Consider the following 24,518-nt stretch of genomic DNA (forward strand, 5'->3'; position numbering starts at 1 on the left):
AAACCTTCAAAGGAGCTACAGGGGCGTTAACTGGCTGGATGGTGAACCTGATGTTTCGGCTGGCGGTAAACCACTTGAATTAGATGGCCAGGCTCTTCCCAATCGTTCCACGACTTCTTGGCGTGGTATGAGTTGGCCAGTCTGTTGACTCTGGTAATTCGCCGCCCAATTCAACAACGCCTGTGAAGCGTCTCGATGAGAAGTCCCGGTGATCCATGAAGACCAGAAAATCACCCCCACGATGAATCCGCCCACGAAACCGAAAGCCAGCAGAATGAGGTTTATCCGGTTCAGTGCGCCAGGGAAGAAAGACGTTCGCATCGAGGAAGTCCAGGGATTGTGAGGAGGCCAGTCTCGAACACTGACAGGCAACTCGTCGGCAACATGGGTTGTCGGCGGCGAGTCATTGCTCAGAGTGGGTGAAGTGCTAGGCAGTTCAGGCAGGGGGAAAACAATGAACTCTGGCGGACTCCCTGCTTTTTTTCGGCACCGTACAAGCCATCGGCGACGTCCTACCCACTCATTCGTCTGGCGCCAGACGTCTAACCAACTCGTCGGGCTTTGGCCTGTCGCTGATAAAGTTGCCGTGATGGGTGCTGTATGTCCTGGAATTCGCTTCGAAGCGAGGATGCTGGTTTCCAGGGACTGTGGTGCGGGAACACTTGCCAAAAGAGGTTGCCTTACAGCGAGTTCACCAAACAACCCCATCGCCAGTGGATCGACGATCTCGACCTCGGCTAAGGATGATCGTTTGACGATTCCCACCAGGAGCAGATATCTCCCAGGCCTACCCGCAGCGTCGCGTCCGCCATCGAGATAGAGATAGAACCCGCCATATTCATCATCCAAAGTCAGAAATCCGCCCTGGCAATCCTCTGGCGAACTCTCTCTTGCTTGGAGGGAAGGATCCAGTTCTTGCGTGTGTTTCAAAATCCGTGTCAACATTCCATGAGGGATGTTGGATGACTGCCAGACCCAATAATCGCGTTCCGCGTCGGAATCACGGAGTGCCCAGAAAACCACCAGCGACGAGATTGGAGCTGCACTATTGAGCTTGAGCATAATATCGCACTCCTAGCTGGCGGACATCGATGCTCGTTTCAACAGGGATCTCGAACGTGTAACTCCTGCCACTCTCAACAAAATACGAGCGCCGCCCACTCCACTGGGTGCCGTCCTTGTTGACATAGGCTGTCACGGTGACAGAGCCAGCACTCCCTTGGTTCGACAGCGTTCCGGTGACAATTCCAATATTCGGATAAAGCAAGAATGAGTTGTCATACTCGAGTTTCGAATTCGTGATGACAGGTTGTGGAACGGAAGGAGGATGTGATGCAGGTGGTGCCGTCATCCAAGAGTAGCCCATCCACAATAATAAAAGCAGCCCCATGGCCTTCCCGCACCACTTGAGCCATTTCAAAAAGTTTGCTTGAAGAACGCGTTCCTTGATTGTTTGGGCCAACCAGCCAACAAAAGGATGAAACCCTTCAGACGCAAAGGAGGGATCTGCAACAAGGCGAGCATCACCTCCGTCGCCGGAGAGTTCGACCTTCCACTTGTTAACCGCCGACACGGGAAAGACGGGGATGACACCGTCATGCAAGTGAATCTTGTTGATCAACGGGAGGTGCTCTCCGACAAACTCGCGGGGTGACTGATCTCCGGCAATGGTTTTGGCCTGATCCCACTTGGTTAATACGAGACAGCATGGCACGTTACGTTTGCGATAAAAGTCGAGTGCGAATTTCAGAGCCAACTCACGTTCATCGCGAACCTCGGATTTTCGTTCTCCTACGAATTGCCCGGCCACATCCACCAGTAAGACAGCCAGTGTTGCTGATCGACAACTCTCAAACGGCCCTTGAAGGTGGAGTGGCACCTCTTTGCCTTCGGGAGGGTTATCTTCAAAGATCTCTCGATAGTCCTGACCGGCCGTGTCGAGAATCTGGATGGAAACGGCTGGCAGTTCTGGAAGTTGCAGAATCCAGATCAATTCGGTTCGCTGCCCCTGGATCGTTCCGGCAGGAAGTTCGCCCTCGCGAAGTGTTTTCCAGATCTGCTCTACATACTGGTGGGCAGCTCTGTTTTGGGGATTGAGGATCGCGCCGGGGAGCATCCCTTCCTGCAAGACCTTAACCAAGGCGGCAACAAAGAGCGTCTTCCCCGCCCCGACGGAACCAAGCACAACAATCGATTCACGAGCCATACGAAACATCCAGAAGAGTGACAAGCTGCTGTTTCCACAAGTACGGATCTGGTCCTTGGCGAAATCTCAGCCAGCTATCGCGGCGCCAGACATCCCGATGTTTCAGAGGTAATTCCTTGATCCAGCCGGAGAGTTCCCGCGCCAATTGCATCAAAGATTCGACGGTGGCGTTGGATCTCAGTTCCTGATCTGCCAACTCCTGCAATCGGTGCCTCAGATCCACAATTCCGAGGCCATCCCGGCAGGACACAAAATGGAATCGGGGACAGTGCCGACCGAAGAGACGTTCAAACCGCTTGCGGAATCGCACTAATTCGGAATCCGACCAACCTTCGCAACCTGTCACGGCGAGATCATCGCACCAATCGGACAGATGACGCTTCCAGAAATCAGCCTCCCGCTGACCGATTCCTTGCTCGGCCAGCACCACCCACACCACTTGGGCGGCTCTTTGAAGTCCGGCCAACAGCGACTCGTCGTGAGTCCCACCTGCGGCTTCGGAATCCATGGAATCAATTGTGGCGGAACCAAATCCCGGGGTATCAACAAGGACCAGACCCGGAGGTAGATGGGCATTCTCCGATCGGACAACGATCCGCTCGATTTGTCTGTGGCTTTCTCCAGGTGCATCCTGTGCCAGCCAATCGAGGTGGCGACGGAGTTCGTTGTGTTCTGCACAGGGCAAAGTCCAAGGAAGATCACCTTTGCGAAAGACGACAATTTCCAGATTTTCACTCCGTTGAAACTCAACGGGAACCGCTGTGCAGGGGCCGTTTCGGCAAGGCGCTATGTCCATCTCAAGGAGCGTATTCAGCAGGGTGGATTTGCCGACATTTCCTAATCCGGCAAGTGCCACCACAGCTCCCAGGCGATTGACGCGGTCAAGACGGCGATAATGTCGTTTCACCACATCGAGAGCCCGCCGCAGGCCTGAGCTGACGGAATCATCGAGTGCGGTGTCCGCGCTCTCCTGGAGGAGTATCAAGGCACTTCCCAGAAGTTCGTGGCAAGCCTCTTGAGGCGTGCTCATGCCGCGTCTCCTGGAACGTTCTCCAGCAACCGCTGTAGTTCCTCTACAAGTTGAGAGGTCTGTTCCAGGTGAGCTGGAGTGACCGTCGAGGTCTCTGCGGCCCCAATTGCCTGACGAAGTTCTAGAACCTCGTTCAGTGAACGCTGCTGGAACTCGGCCACAATAGTGTCGGCACTTCGGCGCAGGAGCGGAGCTCGCTCTTCGACAATGGCAGAACAGAGGGCTTGGACCTGGGTGATGGCTTCCTTGCGGAGATGTTCCTTGTGGCGTGACCGGCTGATCGTCCAAGCGAAGGGCACAGCCAGAGCTCCGACCCCGGCCAGTGTCCAGCCGATGGGTCCTGCTGCTGCCACCCAAAAAGGAATGGCCGCAGGCACGGCTGTCGTTGTCAGAAAACCGGCATGGGTTCCGATCAAATGGGTCAGGGCGACCCCGGCCAGGCTCGGCGTGGCCACGTAGGTGACGGCGGCGGCCGTGGCGGCCTGCGCTGCAGTGATGATCCCTGTGGCCGTTGCTCCCATGGCCGCAGCTCCTCCCCAACCCAGGGCCTGAATCGCCATCTGATTGGAACGCGTTAGAACCACTCCACCAGGTTTAAGGCGAACACGGGGATAGTCCGACTGGAGAGCTTCTGCTGACTGTTTGAGTGTGCGTTCCAGCTCCGCTACAGGGGCTTTCAGCAACTCGTCCAGAATGTTCTGGATCTGACCGGGAAGTTTTCGAGAGAGTCCTGTGATACTGGCGAGGGTATGGCCATCAATGAATTCGAGGACCCGCATCTGCGCCTGCCCGCGGATTTCATTCACATCGGCGGCAAACTGATCGACGGCATTGACCCAGCGACTGCGGAATTGCTGCTCAGTCACCGGACGTTCCAGCTCCAATCTCTGGAGTGAGCTTTCAAGCGAGGCTCGCTGGCGAGCCCGTTCTTCGGGGTCAGACGAGAGCATGACAGTTTCGGCCACCAGCCCGGCGAGCAGTGGATCGACCGCTTGCCTCACGCGACCGATCAGCCGTTCTCGCAGGACGTGCGATTTCTCTTGTGTGATCAACGTCCGGATCCGCTCCGCCAGAACGGTCATGCCGCTCGTCTGGAGATTGCCCAGAAACGCCTGCTTTGCGCTGATGGGAATGAGTGAGCCTACTGGCTGTTTCAGATCGAGACGTGCCAGATGGGCCGCATTGTGGGCCTCAGCCTGTGCCAGTTCTTCGGGAGTCGTTTCGTCGATCTTGTTGATGACAAACAAGATTTTACGAATATCGGCATCGCGGACACGCCGCAGCAGATCAAGCTCATCCTGATCGAGCGGCATTCGCGACGTCACTAGAAAAATGACAGCGTCCGACTGAGGGATAAAGGCTTGTAACAGGGCATCATGATACTCATGGATTGATCCGCTCCCGGGTGTATCGACCAGAACGAGATCCTGGTTGAATCCATCAAATGGTCCGGCCACATCCAGGAGTTCGACCTGTTTGCGATTTCCCGGATTTCCTTCCTCGGTGACGTAGTCGCGAACTTGCGCGGGTCGCACGGGAGTTCCTTCGGCGGAGTTCAGATCGGCTGACCGAAAATGAATACGACAGCTCAGTTCGTCGCCGTAGCGGAACCGGGAAATCACATTGGACGCCGGTAGACGATCGACGGGGGCGAGATCGTCATCTCGGCGTCCTAGGAGGGCATTAATCAGTGTGGATTTGCCACGTTTGGCTTTTCCCAACACGGTGATCACAAAACGATTCTCCGCGGCACCCAGTCTGGCAGCGACGACTTCGTCGGCGGCTACTGAGCTTCGGGCTCTGACCGTTTTTTCAACATCCTGTGCCCAATTCAAAAGTGCAGAGCTTTGTTGTTCTCCCGTCATATCCATGACACACCTCCCTGCGAATGGCATGGTACGCGGAAAAACATTGAATCATGAGATTGGGTGGTGGCCAGAAACGGATCCGCAAACTGTGGTTGGGATTCAGAATTGGTCTCAGAGATTCCTAAGAATCGCAGCATCGGAGCAGACACACCGATGCGATTAGAAAATTGCTCGTCGATGGACGGCATACAAAAGCCCCCGCTGGCGGAAAAAAAAAGAGAGCGCCGAACCACGACCGCTCCCGCAACCCCCGCCAAGGGGCAACAAAACAGCACATGGCCGACGCCCCCTTGCGGGGGCGCGGTTCCAAGTACTGCTTTTGCTGCAAAGAGCCTTGCGGCTCAGTTTGGCGGTATTTGCGGAAAGCAGATATTGACGCTCGCGCGCGTCTCAACGATGTCAACGAGGCCGCATTCACGTGTCCTCGGGATCAGACGAATTCACTCCGAATGAAAAATAAAAATCGCATCGACACCTTTGTGCCCCGGTAACAAATCTATCCCGGTGTCCAGCACTTCGCCAATGATTTTCTTCGCCCTGCGCGAGTCGCAGAAACTGAGATTGCACGACGGAATGCCGAAAACAACGAATCAACAAATCGAGATGAAATACACTATCCACTTTTTTGGTAAACCAATCCTGTGTGTCTGCGGATCTACGAATTCCAAGTTTGTAGATACGAACATTTTTGAATCAGAGAGTGTGGAATCGTAACGATTTGCAATTCGAGACGAACTCGACGTTTTTTTAACGAATCGCAGCTACTCGGCACAAATTGAAGCACGGATGGAAGTACCGGCGCCGAGAAGGGGGGATGCATTTCTCTGAAAAGTCGCCTGCTGATCTTCCGAGGAACACGAAAAATGGTGAAATCAGTGAGGAGTCGCGATGCCGATGATTTCTGGTACATCTTCTCATCTGGGCTTCGATTTCCCGCCGCCTGCATTGCTATATTTTTGGCTCATCATCAAAAAATGCATATTTTTGATGGTCACTGGGAGAAGGCGCAGCGGTAACAACGACCCCAGCCTGGCCAGATAAAATGCCCTGCGCAGCCGAAACTCACTTTTTCGAAGATGTCGAGAGAGATGATTTTTCGAAAAGTACTTTTCGGATGATCCGATTCGGTGATCACCTTGGCCAAACGTGAGAGCCGGTAGTGAATCAGTGTGAGATGTCAATCGCCGAGGAATACTTTCAAGGCAGTACGCTGCAAATTCTTTTTCGGTGAATCAGGGGCTTTTCGCTGATCATGAGGCATCTCGATGTACCGAAAGATGAGTTCGCTGCATCTGAGTCGTTTGGTTCCATCAACTCGTGTTTCCGACTTTTCTTTTTCGAGAAAGTAATTCGAAAGTTGGATCACTCGAATTCCAATCCTCGAATTTGCGTGGAGAGTGCTTCTCCGGAGAACTGCAGCGGAAAACATCGGTTGAAGCGAAACACATGCGGCAGTGCCAATTCTCTGCGAAACGCAGAAAGGAAAAATCACCTCTTCTTATCCGAAATTCCGTAGATGCATGTACGCAGTCTCATACCAAGCATCTCCTCCATTTTCCCCTGGACCGCCTCACTATTTTCAACAGGGCTTAACGGAATCGTTGCCTCAGGGATCGCGAAAAAGTGCTGCAATATGATTGAGAAGTCTTTCAACGTATTGCCATCCGATATTAGAAAGAGGAAACAAACCTTTGGGGGACGACTCGGGTTTGCCACCCGAATCACTATGCCAGTTCAAGCGAATGATTGCTGGCGAAGAATTCGCTTGCTCCCTTGAACTCAGCCGCATCAATCCTTTCATGCTCCGAGCCAAGTGTCGATGATCCACTCCGACAAGTGGAGTCATGTCGAACTTCTCCATTATCGAACTGATAACAGATCGCTGGAGTTTCCCTGATTGAAAGGCAATCGGGTAAATCACGTTCTCGCTTGTTGGTTCACCTTGGGTTTGATTTAGGCTTCGCCCAAAAATCTCTTCCACCCGCTTTTGATCCTATCGCTGTCGTTAGTTACCTCCGCCAGCACACGATTTGCTCAATGACACTCCAGCGAGTTTCTCTCGCTCAAAATTATCCTGGTCTGTCACTGAATGAAGTTCATCGCCATCAAACTTTCTCAGTCATCCACGATCACAGTTACTGTGACAGTCAATTCATCACGATTGCGTTCCAGTTGAATGTGATCGTCTGTGGCAAGAATCTCAGAAAGTTTGGACTCACGCAGAATCAGGTTTTCTTTCACCGTCGCTTGGCAGGAATCAGAAAAGATAGGATTTCTCAACAAAACTATCTGACGTTCCTTCGAAGATCAGAGCTAAGTGAGTCCTCTCTCATCAGTCTCAAGAAAAGCGGATGAATTTTACTGTCGGTCGGAAAAATTCTGGGGAAAAGAAATTCATCGGTTGTTAAGCGAAGAAGGTCACCCTCAGTGGAAGTTGAGAGTGATTTTGTCACAGCAGTCCATTGGGACAGATTTACAACCTCTTGCGGGTCATTCCGCTTTCTTGAGGTAGCCAGCTCTTTTCAATCTTCACGTCAAACACTTTTTCACATGGCCATCGCTTTCAAAAGTGATCTGGACAAAAGCATCTTAACTCAATTATTTTCCCGTGCTCCTGCCAACCTCATTCGACACCCCTCGCATTCTTCCCTTCCGCATCCACCTTCGTCCAGATCATATTCACTATGCGATCCCATTGGAGACTCATCGAGCTGTACTCGATGCAGGCATTTGTGTGCCTGTTGTGCTGCATTGTCGGTTGCAATGTTTTCCGTGAGGATCCTCGCCACATCAATCTTGTCGCCGAGCATTATCTGGCCTTGGCTGAAGCTGCCGTCGAAGCAGCGCCGGTTATTGAAGCGCAGGCACCGACAGGAAGCTTAGGAAAAGCTCGTAAACTTGAGGATTTGAGTCCGGATGATCTCCAGCCGATTGCACTGGTGGATGTTCTGGCCATCGCTCTCCAATACAGCGATGTTATTCGTAACAATGCTCAGTTTCTCTCTCCCTCCAATCCAATCCTCACGGCGCCTCAGACCGTTCCCTCTGTTTTCGATCCGGCCATTGCTGACGACAGTGTGAACAATGGAGTTCGAGGAACTGATGCCGCGAAATCGGATTTCGATCCCCGATTCTCAACGAGTTTAATCTGGTCCAAAGATGAACTCGTTCAGAACAATTTATTCCTTTCCGGCGGCCTGGCCCCTGGAAACGTACTCGTCGAAGATGGGGCGCAGTATCGCTCTCGGCTGGATCAATCGTTGTTGACCGGTGGGAACATCGCCCTGGTTCAGGACTGGAATTACTCTTCGAATAACCAGCCGAACCGTCTCTTTACTTCCGCCTATACTGGCAGTCTGGGAGCTGAGTTTCGGCAACCATTACTCGCAGGAGCTGGCCGGGAGTTTATCTCCGTCGCTGGCCCGCCAGACAGAGGAAATCGCGGGCCCTATGCCGTCGATCAAGGACTGATTATTGCTCGAATCAATCGAAAGATCAGTGAACTGGACTTTGAGAGAGAGGTTCAGCAGTTTGTACTCGATGTGATCCAGGCCTATTGGGATCTCGATTTGGCTCATCGCGAATACATCGCAGTACGGAATGTTGAGAGAAGTCTGCGAGATACAACAATTGAGGTGCAATCCAAATTCAATGCCGGACTGGCAGGAAGTGCGGATGAAGCCCAGGCCGAAGATGCCCAGTTTGCTGCGGAAGCGAGAACCCAGGAGACACTCTCAGGGTTACTGGTGGCGGAAATGCGATTGCGTCGCTTGATGGGACTTCCCGCGCAATATGAGAAAGTACTTCATCCCGTGGATCTCGGGCCGCCGCCAGAAGGGGGATGGAATGCATTGGATTCGTATACAATCGCACTCAGTGAGCGGGTTGAACTCCGCCAGCAAAAACGACAGATCGAAAGTCTTTGCTATCAGCTGGAGGCTGCAAAAAGTCTGACGAAACCCCGACTGGATGCTGTCGCCGGTTATCGACTGAATGGATTTGGCGACAAGCTCATTTCGGACGATCAGGACGATGGCATCACGACTGATGGTTTTGGAAGTGCCTATGGTACGATGCTTCGAAGCGATCAAACCAGTTGGAATCTTGGTTTTGAGTATACCGTCCCACTGTGGCTGCGAGCTGAGCGAGCGCAGGTGCGGCAGTATGAATTACGGCTTGCCAAGGCCAGGGCTGTCCTCGTCAATCAAGAACTGGAAATCAATCACGAGATCGCCGCAGCAGTTCAAGATCTGGAACGCTTTAGTACAGTCTTTCAGACAAACCTCAAACGGGAAGCCGCCGCACGACGGCGTTTAGCTGCCACGAGTGCTGAGTTCGAAGCCGGTCGCTTAACGGTTGATCTCTTACTCCGATCAGAAATCAGTCTTGCCGATGCGGAGATTGCTACTCAGCGAAGTCGAGCCGAATATGCGAAACTTCTGGCGGCATTGCGCTATCGAGAAGGGCTGCTACTCACTGAGATGGGAATCACTCTGCGAGACCCTTACCAGAATTTGACACAAACCAGTCTGGGATCAATTCGTCGTCCTCTCAGTGGCCAACCTGCCTCAAATACAGACCCTCAAGTCGACCAGACCGATTCTTTGCCACCACTGGAAATCCCACCTGCCCCGGGTTTCAGTGAAACAATGCCTTAACATAACAGTCCGTTCATCCTCTGATTCATGGGTAATCCCAGGTAATCAGAGAAAAAGTGGATTGATTCTCGTTGCTCTCAATAGTTCACTAACAGCAGGTGGGTCAGTTGTCACCAGCGCAATACTGATCGCTAAACTCCATGAATCGCGGTGGAGTTCACTGTGAACTGGTGGAACTCCTCGCGGAAAATCGAACTTCGGCAGCAGTTTTTTCGGATGAAAGAATGATGGAATCCCGCAGAGCCATCTGGCCACGAATTTTTTGCTTGATGTCTTTATGGATGGGAGTGACGGCGCCAGTTTCTGCCCTGGAAGTTCTTGCCTTGGCCGATGAACATCAGGCACACGAAACTCGCCAGCTCATCATTGAGGACTGCCGGATCCGACTGGTCGAACACGTCATTATCGCAAGTGATCGTTCGGGACTGCTGTTGACGCTTCCATTCTCCGAAGGGCAAAGAGTGTCTGCGGATGCAGTCGTCGGCCGAATTGTGGATACATTGCCAGCCGCACAACTTCGTCTGGCAGAAGCCAAAGCCTCCAGTGACGTCAACATTCGTCAGCATCGTGTTGAACTGGAAATGGCACAGACTGAACTCCTCAAAAGCGAAGAGGCCAATGCGAAAGCGAAAGCCAGTTCTCGCACAGTGATCGCCGTCCCCGAGTTAGAACTTGTCAAACTTCGTTTATCGATTCGTAAGGCGGAACTGGAGATCGAGAAAGCCACCCATGAACTGGAGGTTGCTAAAAAGGAGTGCGATCTTGCACGGGCTGAGGTCGAAGCCTTACTGCTCAAAGCTCCTTTCAGTGGAGTGATTAACCGGTGCTATCGATCCGTCGGTGAAGTGATTAAGCCAGGGGATCCCGTCGTCGAAATTGTGAATCCCGAGAGAATTCGGATTGAAGGGCGAATTCCTTGGGAGATGTTATCTCTTGTGCGGGTGGGACAGACCGTAAAAATTTCTCCACAACCACAAACCCAACTCAAAACATCTGCCGCGACGACAGTTCCGCCGACTCCATCGATTGTCAAACATGAAGGAGAGGAGATTGCCACTCGGGCTGTTATCGGGTTTATCGATGCGACTTCAGATCCTGTCACTCAGGAGACTCGGTTTTGGGTAGAAACTCGTGCTGAAAATGCCTGGCTACGCCCCGGTCTGCGTGTCCGACTCGAACTTCTGGAGGCCAACGAACCGGTGGCTCATCCATGAGTGCACTCCGAGCCTCCTCACGCCCCGTTCCAGTGCGAAGGCGAAGCGATCTCCTGACTCACCTCGTGCCATATGGGGGATTGAACTATCACGTCGTCGAAGATCCTGTGAGCATGCAGTACACCCGACTGAGAGAAGATCAATTCGAACTTCTAATGCGACTCGATGGTGTGCAAAGCCTCCAGGGACTGCTGAGCCAGATGAAAAGTCGCTTTCCGCAACTCACCTGGACTTTGTCAGGACTTCAGCAAGCGATCGCCGATTTCCATCGCAAGGGCTTAGTTGTCGCTGATCGCTGCGGTCAGAGTTCCATCCTGAAGCAGCGGCGATCGGAAGAACGGCGGAAAAAACTGGGAGCCGCCCTCCTGCAGCCCCTTTCGATCCAGTTCCCCGGAATCGGAACAACGCCCTGGCTGGATTATTGCTGCTGGCTCACGGGTTGGATGTTGCATCCATGGTCCCTTTTTGTACTGACGGTGATCTGTCTCTGGGCCTGGACGCTGTTACTGCTGAATCTCAGAGACTTTGAAGCTGGATTACCAGCATTTCAGCAGTTTTTTGGCTGGCGAAATCTCTCGGCGATGTGGTTGACACTGGCAGTGGCCAAAATGTGTCACGAGTTCGGACATGCCATTGTCTGTCGACACTTCGGTGCCAAATGCCATGAGGTCGGTCTCATGCTCCTGATGCTTAGCCCTTGCTTGTATTGTGATGTCTCTGACTCCTGGACATTGCGCAGTAAGTGGCAACGGATTGCCATTGCCGCAGCAGGGATGGGAGTCGAGTTCCTGCTCTCCTCTTTGGCAATTCTTGTCTGGTACTTCACGACGGAAGGCTGGTGGCATCATCTGGCACTCAATCTCTTTTTTGTGACAGCTGTCACAACAGTGATCTTTAATGCCAATCCTTTGATGAAACTGGATGGTTACTACATCCTCTCGGATCTGCTGGAGATTCCTAATCTCAGGGGGCGTGCTGACAAACGATTCAACGAGTGGTGTGAAGCAATTTTTCTGGGGCGCGAATTACCTCGAACCAGCACGGATCCAGAACCTCCCCGATGGTGGTTTCCACTCTTTTCACTGGCTTGTTTGATCTATTTGATCTTTGTGATGGTGGGAAGCCTGTGGTTCATCAGTCTGATCCTTCACCCTCAACAACTCGATAGCCTCGGCCTGGCTCTGGCCACTCTGATGGCCAGTCTCATTGTCGGCCGTAGTAGCTATCGCATCGGAAAATCGATCCTCGCGAAGGATAAAAAACCAGTCCAACGAGTTCACCTCGTCTCAACGTTGGCTGTCGGCCTGATTCTGGTTCTGATTATCCTTTCTATCCCTGTTCCCGGCTGGGGGCAGGCTCCCTGTATTGTGGAGTCGAGAGAAATTCGCGAAATCCGCACGGTGGTCCCCGGTCGATTGTCACAAGTGCGAGTACAACCCGGAAGTCGTGTTACTGCTGGAGATGTACTCATGGTTCTGGAAAACCCAGAGATCGAACAGAAGGGTGTTTTGCTTCGTTCGCAAATCGAAACAGAACGCGCCCGGTATCAGGCAGCCATTGCCAGAGAAGAGGGGTCATTCAAAGCCCTCTCAGAAGCCACTTTGACAGGGCTCTATCAACAGCTGGCCGAACAGGAGTTTGCGGAGTCCCGACTGACAATTCGTGCACCACAAAGTGGCATCATCATCGACGCTCCTCCTGTCACAGGTGAACCAGAATCGCAGCGCCGAAGGCAATTGACTGCGTGGTCAGGTTCACCTCTGGACAGAGAGAATGAAGGTGCGTTTCTGGAGCCAGGTTCTTTTGTCTGTGCGATTGCCCCCACTCCCGATAAAGTCGCTATTGCCTATCTGGACCAGACTCAGCGTGAAGATTGTCGAGTGGGAGAATGCTTGTCGATTCGTTTTGGGGCACATCCGTGGCAAAGACTGGAGGCGACCGTAGAGTCTTTGTCAGCGGAAGAAGTCAACATGATTCCACCCTCACTATCTGTCAAAGCGGGGGGATCACTGCCAACTGTTTCAACTTCCAGTGGAGTCGAGCAGGTGGATCAAGTCCTTTATCAGGCGAGACTCAAACTGGCTGACCAGACTCTGCCGATCAGTGACGGTATGCAGGGAGAGGTTTCGATTCCGCTCAAGTCTCGTCCACTCGGGAGTTGGGCAATTCGCTGGCTGGCTCGGACATTTCGCTTCGAATGGTTCTGATGCACTCTTGAACTAAGAACACTGGAAAGACCTGAAATGACCGTCTGGTCACAGCAAGTACCGACCGAATCATCGTCTTCGCCACCAGTGACATCACTGGAACCAGAATGGCGTGATTTCGTGCTCGCTCTGCAACGAAGTTTGAGATTGCCGGTCCTGGGGGCTGTGATTGTCCATGAAGGTCGTCGACTACTGAATGTCGAACGCGTCGTACTCCTGTGGGGGGCTGCGGGGCGTTTGCGAGTTAAGGCCGTCAGTGGTTCAGCGAGCTTCCATGCTCACAGTCCTGGAATGGTTCGACTACAAACTCTGGTACGGCGTTCGATTCAGAATGGTCAACCATTCATTTATCAGGCTGGGATTACAGAACCGCCCTCGTCACTGGAAGACGATCTTGCGGGATACATTGAGCTTTCGCAGACTCAATACCTGGCAATCATTCCCCTTTCGACGGGCCTCTTCAAAGCCAACGACTGGGAAACCAATTCTGAAACATCAGCCGATGAGAAAAGACCACCGCATCATGACCTTTTGGGTGCGATTGTGATGGAGCAATGGTCGAGCCCGATGCCGTCCGAAGTGTTGTTGTTGAGAGGTGATGATTTTCTCGTTTTGGTCGCAACTCAGTTGCAGCAGGCTTTGAGACTCTCATGGATCCCGTTTCGAGAAACGTTTGCACGATGTGGGGAGTTTTTAGGCTGGCTGAGAGGTGCCAGACTCGCGATGGCGGCAGTTGTCGCTTCCATAATCGTGCTGGCTGGACTACTCCTCACATTCCTCCCCTTTCCTTATCGAATTGACGCCCGTGGACAGATTTTGCCATCTCATCGACAGCAGGTTTTTGCTCCATGGGATGGGCAAGTCGAGGATCTCCAGGCGGAGAGTGGTCAACTGGTCTCAAAAGGTGACGTGCTATTAGTTCTCAGAAACGATGAGTTAATGGCCGAATGGGCAACAGTGCAAAGTCAATGGCTGGAGCAGCAGAAACAGATCGTGTCACTCTTGGCACAAGCTGAATACGCCGAAAAAGAAGCTCGAAGTGATGAGTACTTGAGGCTGCAAGGTGATCTGGCTGTGGCCCGTCGGGAGCTGGCTGGACTCGAAAAACAACGAGAAATCCTTTCCATCCGGCGAGACAGACTGATTGTTCGAGCACCAATTACCGGGAGAATCACCACGTTTCAGCTGACTGAGTTGTTAACCGGAAGACCGGTGCGGCGGGGTGACGCACTCATGGAAATTGCGGATGAACAAAGTCCGTGGCAACTGGAACTGGATATTCAGGAGTATCGAGCGGGGCGATTATTGACGGCTTATGAGAAGTGGGGCCCACGCCCTGTCACATACCGCGTTCTTACTCAACCGGAAGCCACCTGGTCAGCCAACTTGCAGCAGATTGGCTCTCGAACAGAACTACGACCAGAGCAGGGTCAAGTGATTGAAGCGATCGCTCCAATTGAGACAAATTCGCACCCAGCACTTGCGATTGGTGCCGATGTTCGTGCCCGCATTGATTGCGGCCCGACGGTTCTGGGTGATGCAATCTTTGGTGACGTTCTGGAATTCATCCAGCGCTGGCTCTGGTGGTAATCATGACGAGGCAGAAATCTGTCTTCACCTTTTCCGCTCCGTGGGCCTGTTGGCATGTCGGCCAGATATTGAAACGAAGCCAAATACTTGCCAAGTGGCCCAATGAACGCTTAGAGGCTCATGCGGAACACCTGAAGTATCGAATCCAGCAATCACAGATGAAATCTCGCTGGTTTCCATGGAACGCCTGGCGGCAGCCCCTCTTTTCCCCGGCCATACTCGATGAACTTTTTGCACTCATTCGCGTCATTGGCGAGCGAGAACTGGGGATGCCACATCATCCCGTCCAATTGCTGGGGGGATTCGTCATGGCCGGAGGGGGCCTGGCAGAAATGCAAACCGGAGAAGGAAAGACACTCACAGCCACGCTGGCTGCCAGTGCTCATGGTCTGAGTGGACAGGGTTGTCATGTCATCACAGTGAATGATTATCTCACTCAGCGGGATGCCGAGAAAATGCGTCCCATCTATCGTCGTCTCGGATTATCCGTGGGAATCATCGTTGCCGAGAGTTCACCCGATGAGCGGAGACAGGCTTATCGATGCGATGTGACCTATGTCACAGGTAGAGAGGTCGGCTTTGATTTCTTGAGAGATCGTCTCATGTGGGGGGACACGACTCAACAGTCACAAAAGATTTTCCAGCACCATGACCATGCCGGTCCCGTTCAGCGGCCACCAAACTTTGCACTCGTTGATGAGGCGGACAGTGTCTTGATTGATGACGCCGGTACACCACTCATTATTGCTCTTCCCGAAGAGGCCAACGAGCATCAGAGCGAGCGACTCCAATGGATTCGAGACACAGCGATCTCGCTTCGCCCGGAGATCGACTACCAGTGGAAACCGGAACATCGAGATGCTCACCTGACAAATACGGGATGCCATCGCATCCTGCTGAGAGCGTGGCCAGCAAATGTCCGCAGCATGACTCAGGAAGAGGTGTTTCACGCTGTTGAACAAGCGTTGCGAGCGGAACGTTTCTTCATCAAGGATCGTGATTACCTGCTCAATGAGAAAAGTGAAGTCGCCATTATTGATGAGGGCACCGGGCGGTTATTGGAAGGACGACGATGGCAGGGTGGACTTCATCAGGCCATTGAATGGAAAGAAGGTGTCGAACTCTCTGCAGAAATGGGAGAGGGGGCCCGTGTCACCGTCCAGGGATTCTTTCGTGGTTATCGTGTGCTGGCAGGGATGACGGGTACAGCGCGGACAGCTCGTCGTGAGTTTGCAAAATTTTATCGACTTCGTGTCGTCAGCATCCCGACTCATCAAGCCTGTCGTCGGGAGGTGTGGCCTCCCCGGATTTTCTTGAATCGGTCAGAGCGACTCAAGGCGCTGGTCATTGAGATTCAGAAGTTGCTGGCCAAGGGACGTTCGGTCTTGATTGGAACACCTTCGGTCGAAGCCTCTCAGAAGTTAGCCGAAGGGCTCAGCCAGAGCGGGATTACTGCCACACTTCTCAATGCCACGCGACACGCCGAAGAGGCCCAAGTAATTGCGGAAGCAGGACAGCCTTTGCGTGTCACAATTGCCACGAATATGGCTGGTCGAGGGACCGATATCCATTTGGCGGAAAGCGTTCGCCTCGCTGGAGGACTGCATGTCATTGCCACGGAAATGCATACATCCCAGAGAATTGATCGTCAGCTGTTTGGCCGAGCCGCACGCCAGGGCGATCCCGGTTCCTGTCAATTCCTGCTTTCCTTGGAGGACGAACTCCTCCAGCAGTTACCCCCCGCTCGTCGAAAACACCTGCTTCGTGCGGCTGAAAAACTTCAATCTGCTGAGTTACCTCGCCGTTGGTTCCGCGTGTTCCAGAAAATTCAGCGATCGGTGGAACAGAAATCTGCCAAATCCAGAGCTCAGTTAGCCCGTGGTGAATCCCAAAGACAAAAAACGGCCAAGATGCTGGGACTGGATAATTGTCTGGAATTCATCGACTAAACTGACCTATTCGGCGAAATGACGGCAGGGCCTTTCAGATTGAGAACTCAGCATGCCAATCGAGGAAGTCACGCTTACTCCTGGAATACCTCTGTTGAAACATCAACTGGGAGTTTGAGGCTTGTTGCCTCCCAGATTCAATGTGAATGTCCCGAATCTTTCGCGGTCGATTCCCGCATCTTCCCAGCTGTACCGATAGTTGCCAATGTGCCATAAGCGGATCGACGTATCAGCAAAGATCTTGTATCCCACAGTCCGGGCTCTCTGGCAGAAGGCGAAATCCTCCGCCAGATACCATTGTCCGTCGTCAATTTCACGAACCAGTGGTTCAAACCAGGGAATCGTCGGTCGCTGAAATCTCTCATTACAAACCTGAAGTGGAAATTCTTCCAGAATCCGCAGATAAGCTTCCCGCCGCACATGCAGGAAACCTGTCGCCGCATAGAGAATTTCTGTCAATCCACCGGCATTTCCGAAAGTGATGGACTGGGAACCTGGCATGACATGGATGGCCAGAGCCCGTCGTCCTTTCTGGGGATAGACACCACAGACAATAGGGAGGCGATGACTGCGAAGTTTTTCGACGTCATCGGCTTTGAATCCGACATCGGAATCAATCCAGAGCGTCTCATCAAATCCATCTGCCAATGCATCGGTGGCCATCTGGTTTCGTCCTTGATCGATGGCGGCATATCCTCCCACGCGGCGCACGGTATACCCTCGACGTTCGAGTTCCTTAAGCCCTTCTTCGCATTCCGTGTGGATCAGACCCGAGTGTGGCACCAGAACCACACATCGACGAGGGTCCGTTTCGGGAAGACGTTCCGACTGACGGACAGGAGGTGTGGATGGCGATACAGAAACTCTTTCCAGCGCGGGATCAATCCCCACAAAATCTCTGACGAGTCCGATTGTCGATTCGGCTTTCAAGTCCTCACGATCAATGGTCAATACCCGATCGGGATATCGTCCGGCAGCTTCTGTCATCAATCGCTGAGATTCCAGGACGGCACAAAGAGCGGCTCGAAAATGTTGGGTTTCTTCGACTTTGGGATAGCTTCTCGTCAACACAGCATCGCGTGTCTCTTCCGGAGAAATTGTTCTTGAGAAATGGTTGATCCGATGTCCCCCGCGGGTTGTGCCGCTCAATGAAACGAGCTCTGCAGCGACGTCTTCCGCCCGCCCTGTGATCGAGATCATCTTCAGGTTGGGTGTACTGGCAATCATCTCTTCGGCATAGGGAGCATAGAACCAGGCGATATCGCCAAATTGAGTGGCTGAACGTTCACGATTCCAGCGTGCCAGCCGATTTTGCCAAAGCTCAAGCCGATGTCGCTGGGGATTCCAGGGGAGTACTGGCTTTTGCGCTGTGGTCATGTTCACTCCCGGAAAGCCTCCCAGAATTGCTTCCAAACTCGCTGTTTCAAAGCCTGGCCAGGCGACTCCAATCACGACAACTCGTTCCATCAACATCTCTCCGTCTCAAGACTGTTTATTCACTCTGGGGAAATGAGTTCACCATAGATGCGCAAAGTGTTTCCAGGGGAGCTTTTAGGCTTCATGAAAATCTAGTGAACGAATCGATTCTAAAAAACGCTTGCATTGTCTTTAACACACATTAGTCTCTTGGCAACCTTATTCAGAGAATAAGTGTTCACACATCCGATCATTCCCTCAAGATCGTTTCAACCTCACCTCACCGTTCGAAAGAGTCGACGATGACACTCGGGGACTGGCTGCAAAATCTGCGTCTTGGAAAAATGCGAGTCAAGCTTCGGCAGCGAAGCCATGAACGATCGACATCGGTCGCAGACGTTCTGGAACCTCGCAGACTTCTGAGTGCCGATCCGCTGACGATTCAATCAGCGCAGTTCGACGTCATCGAAGAAGACACAGCCAACGGCTATGTGGCTGGGTTTGTGCAAGCCTCGATGACGGACACCACCCCATCGACGAGTTATGAGCTTCAGGTGGACTATACCGGAGACGGAATTGCCGATGTCTCCGAGACATTGGATCTTGAAAGTTCCAGTTCCTCCTTCAGTTTTGGCTTTGCCGTCTCTGTCCCCAACTCGGCATCGGGTTTGGCTGTACGTATCGTTGAGTCGAGTGGTGATGTTTCTGAGTGGTACACGATTTCGGGTGAAGGTTCCGCCAGCGGTTCAGGATCCGCCAGTGGTTCAGGATCAGGGAGCGGTTCGAGTTCAGGCAGTGGTTCCGGTGAGGGGAGTGGCTCGGGAGGTGGGAGTGAAAGTGGTTCTGGTGAACCCGAAGAGTCGCCTCCGGAGGAGCCTCAACAAGAAGAGCCAGAACCTGAAGGCTCTGGTTCGGGAAGTGGCTCGGGAAGTTCCAGTGAAAGTGGTACCAGTTCCGGATCGTCATCAGGAAGTGGCTCGACACTGGAAATTCAGGACGCCAGCTTCGCTGTCACGGGCAATTACGGGTCAACTCTGGAGGGCCTGCTGACTGCGTTCGTGACCGACTCCACACCTGGCTCATCTTACAACTACGAAATTGATTGGAATGGCGATCGTGTGGCCGACACCTGGGAATCGTTTCCGGGGAGTGGCTCATCCTTTGAGATGAGTTTGGGCATCATGATTGACAGCTCCACTTCAGAAATTGCAGTTCGAGCCGTTGAACTGGGTGGTGAAACGAGCGAGTGGTATGTCCTTCCATTAACCACGGCGGGTTCTGGTTCCGGAAGTGGCTCAGGATCAACATCAGAAAGTGGATCGGGTGAATCCGGTAGTTCCAGTGGATCCGGGTCCGCCAGCGGGAGTGGAGAATCAGGGAGTGGCGAGGCGAGCGGCTCAGGGAGTGGCTCTGGCTCAACAAGTGAAAGTGGTTCCGGATCCGGCAGTACCAGTGGCTCTGGGAGCGGTGAACCAGAAAGTCCCGAAAGTGGCAGCGGTGGTTCGGGAAGTTCCTCTGGTTCTGGCTCCAGTAGCGAGAGTGGTTCAGGAAGCGGCTCGGGTTCAACGAGCGAGAGTGGCTCAACGAGTGGAAGCGGCTCAGGCTCCATGGGCTTCAGTGGTTCGATCACCTGGGGACTGACATCTCGGAGCACATCGGGCTCCGGTGATCTCGAAACTCCGGCAATTCCTGAATCAGGTTCGGGAAGTTCCGAAATCGTCATCGACTTTTTGAAGGATCGCGTAAGTCCCGAGCTGAATGTCCCGCTTCTGGGCGAACTCCCGGAATCCCCGATCGACGACACCTGGCTCGATGAGTTCGTTTGGGATTATTCCACCACGCCAATCAATGAAACAATCACGACTCCTCCCGTAAACACGACGAGAACGTGGACTGACGAACTTGGAACGTACACAGAAACAATTGTCAGCAGTTCTGTTCGCACGAAAACGGGGACCAATGTCTATGATGGCAGCCAGTACGATCTCTATGTAACAGACACCCTGGTTTCCAACTGGAGTGTGATTACCACTTTCGATGACGGGGCCGGTGAAACCTGGACGCTCGAGCAATATGGCACTCAGAACACGACCTTTCAGGGAGTCATCGACTGGTCCAGCACGAGTGTTACGATCCAATGGGATCTGATCGATACATTCTCTGATGCCTACGATTTTACACGCGTTGTCGACACTCTGGTGACAGACTCGATCAGCGGTGACGAGACGACAGTCGATATCTCCGATTCACGAAATGGTGTGCAGTTCTGGTCTCTCGACGCCGGGATGAGTCGTACGATCGATTTCGCCACTGGCGATCTCACAGCACTCACCTCCAGTGCTCTCTATCAGTCCGGACTTTCCGAAACGTACACTCTGGCTGCACTTAAAAACGTGGCGGCTCCCTCGGGGCTATCCACTGCCACGACAGTCAGTTCGGCATCCGGAGGAAACTCCTGGACACTCGACCTACTTCGCGAAGACGACACACCGGCATCAGGCGGTGTGATCACGACCTTTGAGTACGATTCCAGTTCCTCAGATTTTTCTCTCGTCACAGAAGCCATTAGCTGGAATGAAACCGTTGTCACATCCGTCACACTGGGTGGCAGTGCCAGCGGTAGTTCCAGTGGGGGTGGTGAAGGTTCGGGCGAGCCGGAAGCGAGTGGCAGTGGCTCCGGAGAGGGCGAAGGTTCAGGAACCGCTTCGGCAGGCATTCCTGCCAGTGTCTCGACCCAGACAATTCGTACGCGGACGATGCTCTCGGAATCGAGTGACACTTCCAACTTCCATTACGAAGGGACACATGACAATTCCAGTGTCGGCCTGGGCTTCGTCGATGTCATGTACTCCGCCTCAGGTTCAGGATACGAAACCTATGCGGATGACGATAATGCCCGGGTCATCACGCAGACCACCACAGCTCAATCCTCAACCAGTGTGAATTCCTGGCAGATTGTGGATGAGACGTCGCAATCCAATCGCTCTATGTCGGCAGCCTATGCTCTGGGCTCCAGTGCCACTTACCAGACTCTCGCCTCGGGCAGTGCCACCTCGGACGTCTGGAGTTCCGTCTCGCTTCTTTCGGTCGATACCTCAACTCCGAATGTCGAACGCCGGATCACTTCGAATGAAATCGTTGATCAGTTCCGCACAGAACAATGGTCAGAAGGGACCAGCGACAGCGAAAGCTATGTGAATGGTGAACGCAGTGGGGCGACCTTGTCCTGGTCAAGCAGCAGTGGGGAAGAAGAGAACAACTCCTCTCGCAGCTCCAGCACACGGATGACCGATCAATCGGCTGTCGATCGCATAACAGATTCACTCCAGACGAGTTCACTCACTCAGGTTTCCACCTCAGATTGGACGACCACGTCCGAAGATTCTGGCAGCTACACCGCCCCCTATATCCACACGTCGGGAGCCGCCCCGCGAACATCCCAAACGACGAGCACTTACAGCGATCTTCGCAATGGGACTGTCTCCGCGAGTTCAGAAACCGTAAACAGTTTTTCGATTGAGCCTGTGTCGAGCGGGAGCAGTTCTGGTTCCGGGAGTGCATCCACAGTTCCCCTCACCATTTCGCAAATCGATACCCAGCGGGAAAGCCAGGGCTATGCCTGGACCTCGACAGCGAGTGGTTCCTCTGTGATCACCAGTTCCGAGTTGCTGTTCGACGTCAATAACAACGGCACCATCGAATCTGGCGAAGCCAAATACACTTCGGGTTATTCCAGCGTCGATCACGAAACCTACGTTGTCAGCAATGGCACTAAAACATGGTTCAGTGAAAGTTCTGGCAGCCAGCAGTTCAGTTCCTCCTCGTCAGGTGGCTCCTCGATGCAGACCTCGTCGAGCAACTACGCTCTGGAGGAAGGGGCAGCCGCCTGGACAGAAAACCGCGGCCGGGATGAATACTACCAATCGACCGATGTCAGCACGACACGCGACCACTGGAAGACGTCTGCCGATGTCACTGCCGAAGGAAGCACTTCCAGTTCCGGGCACAGCTGGTCAATTACTAGTGAGTCTGGCTCAGGGACATACAGCGGTTTCTCAGAATCCACAACGACGAATACCAATGTCCCCGCTTCCGGTGCCGCCATGCGGATGGTCTCTCACACGCGAGAGGATCAGCTCAATGGCGTCCTTGAGTACGTCGATCAACTCACAACTCACGTTTACGAATATGCCGACGGCACTTCGTTGGTCACCGAAGATGCTCTCGACAGCACGACTCGCACTCACGACCTGACATCCCTGGAAACTTCAGCCTTCGATCTGGTCGATGACACACGCCCTGGCCTCGAGACGGAGAGCCGCAGCCGCTCTCGCACGACGCGTGAAGGCACACGCACGACCTCGGCCACAGAAGAGCGTCATCTCTCAATTGTGGGGACTCCCGTTGATCAACTGCCCGCCTCAGGCAGTGGTTCGGGGCAAGAGTTTTACTATGGTGATTACGGCTATGGCTATTCGAGTGAAGGGGGCACCCGCGCGGGGATTGTGGTTCAGAAGGGTGTGCAATATCTCACCACAGGAACTGTTGAATCGTCCTTCAGTGATGTGGAAGTCACTTCCTTTGTGACGGATGAAGCCGCCTGGAACCGATCGTACTTCAGCAATCCCGGGGCCGCCCTGTTTGGTGAGAATCCCCCCAACACCGACATGGTCGTCGGCTTCAAACCCGCCTGGCTGGAAGAATTTCCCGATTGGGTTCCTCCTCCACGTCCTGCCGGTGAACCTTCGGGTTCGGGTGGCAGTTCATCCTCAGGATCATCGTCCGGCTCTGGCGAAGCTTCTGGCTCTGGTAGCGAAAGTGGCTCTGGAGAAGCCTCCGGCTCAGGGAGTGATAGTGGTTCCGGCTCAGGCTCAGGCAGTGGCTCAAGCACCGAGAGCGGTTCTGGCGAAGGTTCCTCGTCCGGCAGCGAAAGCGGTTCTGGTGAAGGTTCTTCATCCGGCAGCGAAAGTGGCTCAGGTTCCGGTTCCGGGTCAGGTTCTTCCAGCATCACCTGGTCGCGCGGCAACTTCTTCAGCACCAACCAGAGCATCTCAGTCTTCCACGCTGCCGGTGTGGAAACACGATCTGACGAAGCGGAACAGAACTTTGAGTTCCACGCTTCAGGACGAGTCAGTGCCAGCAACACTTCCGAACAGCGTGTCGAATCCGATTTCGAGACCACTCAGCGGGTCTATTCCTACTCACAAAACTCGAATGAATCGCTCAGTGGTGTTTATGGCAGCATCAACATCAACAACACCTTCGAATCGGCATCCAGCCAGGCACTCACTTTTTCCCGCAGTGAAGCTTTGATTCGCGAAGATGGCAGCTTCCTCGACAGTACCTTCTTCCATGACGAATCCCATACCCAGACGACCGATGAAACCTACGTGCAGACGACCTCAGGCGGTGCGGGGAACTCACAAGGATTCGTCCACAGTGGCTCCGGCTCTGGCAGCTTCGATCGGCTCCACCAGGAATACGAAATTCGCGGCTACACCGTTCCCGCAAGCAGTAGTGGTTCTGGTGAAGGAGGCGAGGGGAGTGGCTCAGGTTCCAGCAGTGGTTCTGGCAGCAGCAGTGCACAGTTGGTGGGAAGTTATGAATGGCTGCACGAGAAGAGCCAGTTTGACAGCTACCGCGATTTGACGAACCAGAACTACACCGAACTGACACTGATGGGAGCCGGGAGTGATGGTTACACACTCGATCTGGAGATCGCTTCCACCGGCGTCGAAAACTCCGACCACGAAGCCTGGACACGCACGACTCAGCGGAACCCCGGGGCCTATTACGGCTCCACCTACGACCGCGATGATTACTCCTATGCCTACGACAGCCTGGTCCTCGACACCGAAACCAATCTCAACTTCGGCCTCGATCTGAACTCCGAAGGAACCACGGGTGGTGCCGAGATGGAGACTGTCCAGACTCAGGGCATCAACCGCTGGACAGAAGTTGAAAAAGTGGATGGGATCATCACACAGCGGGATTACTTCGATTCCCAGGCCGACGATCTCCATACCGATATGACGTTTGATCTGGCGTCCTCTGGTTTTGGTCTGCATTACGAGATCACCCAGAGTCAGGGGCAATCCCGGACCAAAGCCGGTTCTCTCACGGAAGAAGTGGTCATCGGTGGCCGCAGCCGGTCACAGGAAGCCACTACCAATCTCTGGGTCAACTTCGCAGGCTACGGCAACTGGACAGAAACCAGCAGTTCCGGCTGGAGCGAATCAATCTCGAACTACGAGTTCTCCCGGCGGATCGATAAATCCTACTGGTACGGACGGCAAAGCTACCAGGTGGTGGTGCCGCCGCCACAATTGAACCACTCGCCGAACATCTCGACCATTACGAAGCCAGACTCGCCAATCTGA

General features: G+C 53.5%; 11 protein-coding genes. 6 read left to right on the plus strand and 5 right to left on the minus strand.

The window, feature by feature from the left end:
* Positions 1-15 precede the first annotated feature (15 nt).
* Genes A6X21_RS17125 through A6X21_RS17140 form a run of 4 tightly spaced genes read right to left on the minus strand, consistent with a single transcriptional unit; the run spans position 16 to position 5,107 of the window.
* The gene (locus A6X21_RS17125) at positions 16-1,062 is read right to left on the minus strand and encodes a hypothetical protein (protein WP_068850256.1); all 1,047 of its coding nucleotides are present in this window, start codon (positions 1,060-1,062) and stop codon (positions 16-18) included.
* On the minus strand, positions 1,046-2,206 hold the full coding sequence (locus A6X21_RS17130; RefSeq protein WP_068850259.1) for a TRAFAC clade GTPase domain-containing protein: 1,161 nt from the start codon (positions 2,204-2,206) through the stop codon (positions 1,046-1,048). Before A6X21_RS17130 ends, A6X21_RS17125 begins: the two co-directional genes overlap by 17 nt.
* Positions 2,196-3,236, minus strand: coding sequence for a dynamin family protein (locus A6X21_RS17135; RefSeq protein ID WP_068850261.1), 1,041 nt, complete (start codon positions 3,234-3,236; stop codon positions 2,196-2,198). Before A6X21_RS17135 ends, A6X21_RS17130 begins: the two co-directional genes overlap by 11 nt.
* Positions 3,233-5,107, minus strand: a complete 1,875-nt coding sequence (locus A6X21_RS17140; RefSeq protein WP_068850263.1) for a dynamin family protein — start codon at positions 5,105-5,107, stop codon at positions 3,233-3,235. The genes A6X21_RS17135 and A6X21_RS17140 overlap by 4 nt, the downstream gene beginning before the upstream one ends.
* A gap of 2,681 nt (positions 5,108-7,788) precedes the next feature.
* On the opposite strand from A6X21_RS17140, the gene A6X21_RS17165 reads away from it, so the two are divergent.
* The 5 genes from A6X21_RS17165 to A6X21_RS17185 all read left to right on the plus strand — a co-directional run bounded on the left by A6X21_RS17165 (position 7,789) and on the right by A6X21_RS17185 (position 16,722).
* Entirely contained in the window at positions 7,789-9,762 is a 1,974-nt protein-coding gene (locus A6X21_RS17165) for a TolC family protein (RefSeq protein WP_068850275.1), read from the plus strand.
* Positions 9,763-10,049: 287 nt separating this feature from the next.
* On the plus strand, positions 10,050-10,976 hold the full coding sequence (locus A6X21_RS17170) for an efflux RND transporter periplasmic adaptor subunit (RefSeq protein WP_165603838.1): 927 nt from the start codon (positions 10,050-10,052) through the stop codon (positions 10,974-10,976).
* Positions 10,973-13,183, plus strand: coding sequence for a site-2 protease family protein (locus A6X21_RS17175; protein WP_068850279.1), 2,211 nt, complete (start codon positions 10,973-10,975; stop codon positions 13,181-13,183). The genes A6X21_RS17170 and A6X21_RS17175 overlap by 4 nt, the downstream gene beginning before the upstream one ends.
* Before the next feature lie 36 nt (positions 13,184-13,219).
* Positions 13,220-14,773, plus strand: a complete 1,554-nt coding sequence (locus A6X21_RS17180; protein WP_068850281.1) for an efflux RND transporter periplasmic adaptor subunit — start codon at positions 13,220-13,222, stop codon at positions 14,771-14,773.
* Between the two features lie 2 nt (positions 14,774-14,775).
* Positions 14,776-16,722 (plus strand): preprotein translocase subunit SecA, encoded by a 1,947-nt coding sequence (locus A6X21_RS17185; RefSeq protein WP_068850283.1) that lies wholly within the window; start codon positions 14,776-14,778, stop codon positions 16,720-16,722.
* Between the two features lie 102 nt (positions 16,723-16,824).
* On the opposite strand, the gene A6X21_RS25055 is transcribed toward A6X21_RS17185, so the two are convergent.
* Positions 16,825-18,189, minus strand: a complete 1,365-nt coding sequence (locus tag A6X21_RS25055; protein WP_205847487.1) for a hypothetical protein — start codon at positions 18,187-18,189, stop codon at positions 16,825-16,827.
* A 251-nt stretch (positions 18,190-18,440) separates the two neighbouring features.
* On the opposite strand from A6X21_RS25055, the gene A6X21_RS17195 reads away from it, so the two are divergent.
* Positions 18,441-24,518 (plus strand): hypothetical protein, encoded by a 6,078-nt coding sequence (locus tag A6X21_RS17195; protein ID WP_068850285.1) that lies wholly within the window; start codon positions 18,441-18,443, stop codon positions 24,516-24,518.

Source organism: Planctopirus hydrillae (assembly GCF_001707835.1).
GTDB lineage: Bacteria > Planctomycetota > Planctomycetia > Planctomycetales > Planctomycetaceae > Planctopirus > Planctopirus hydrillae.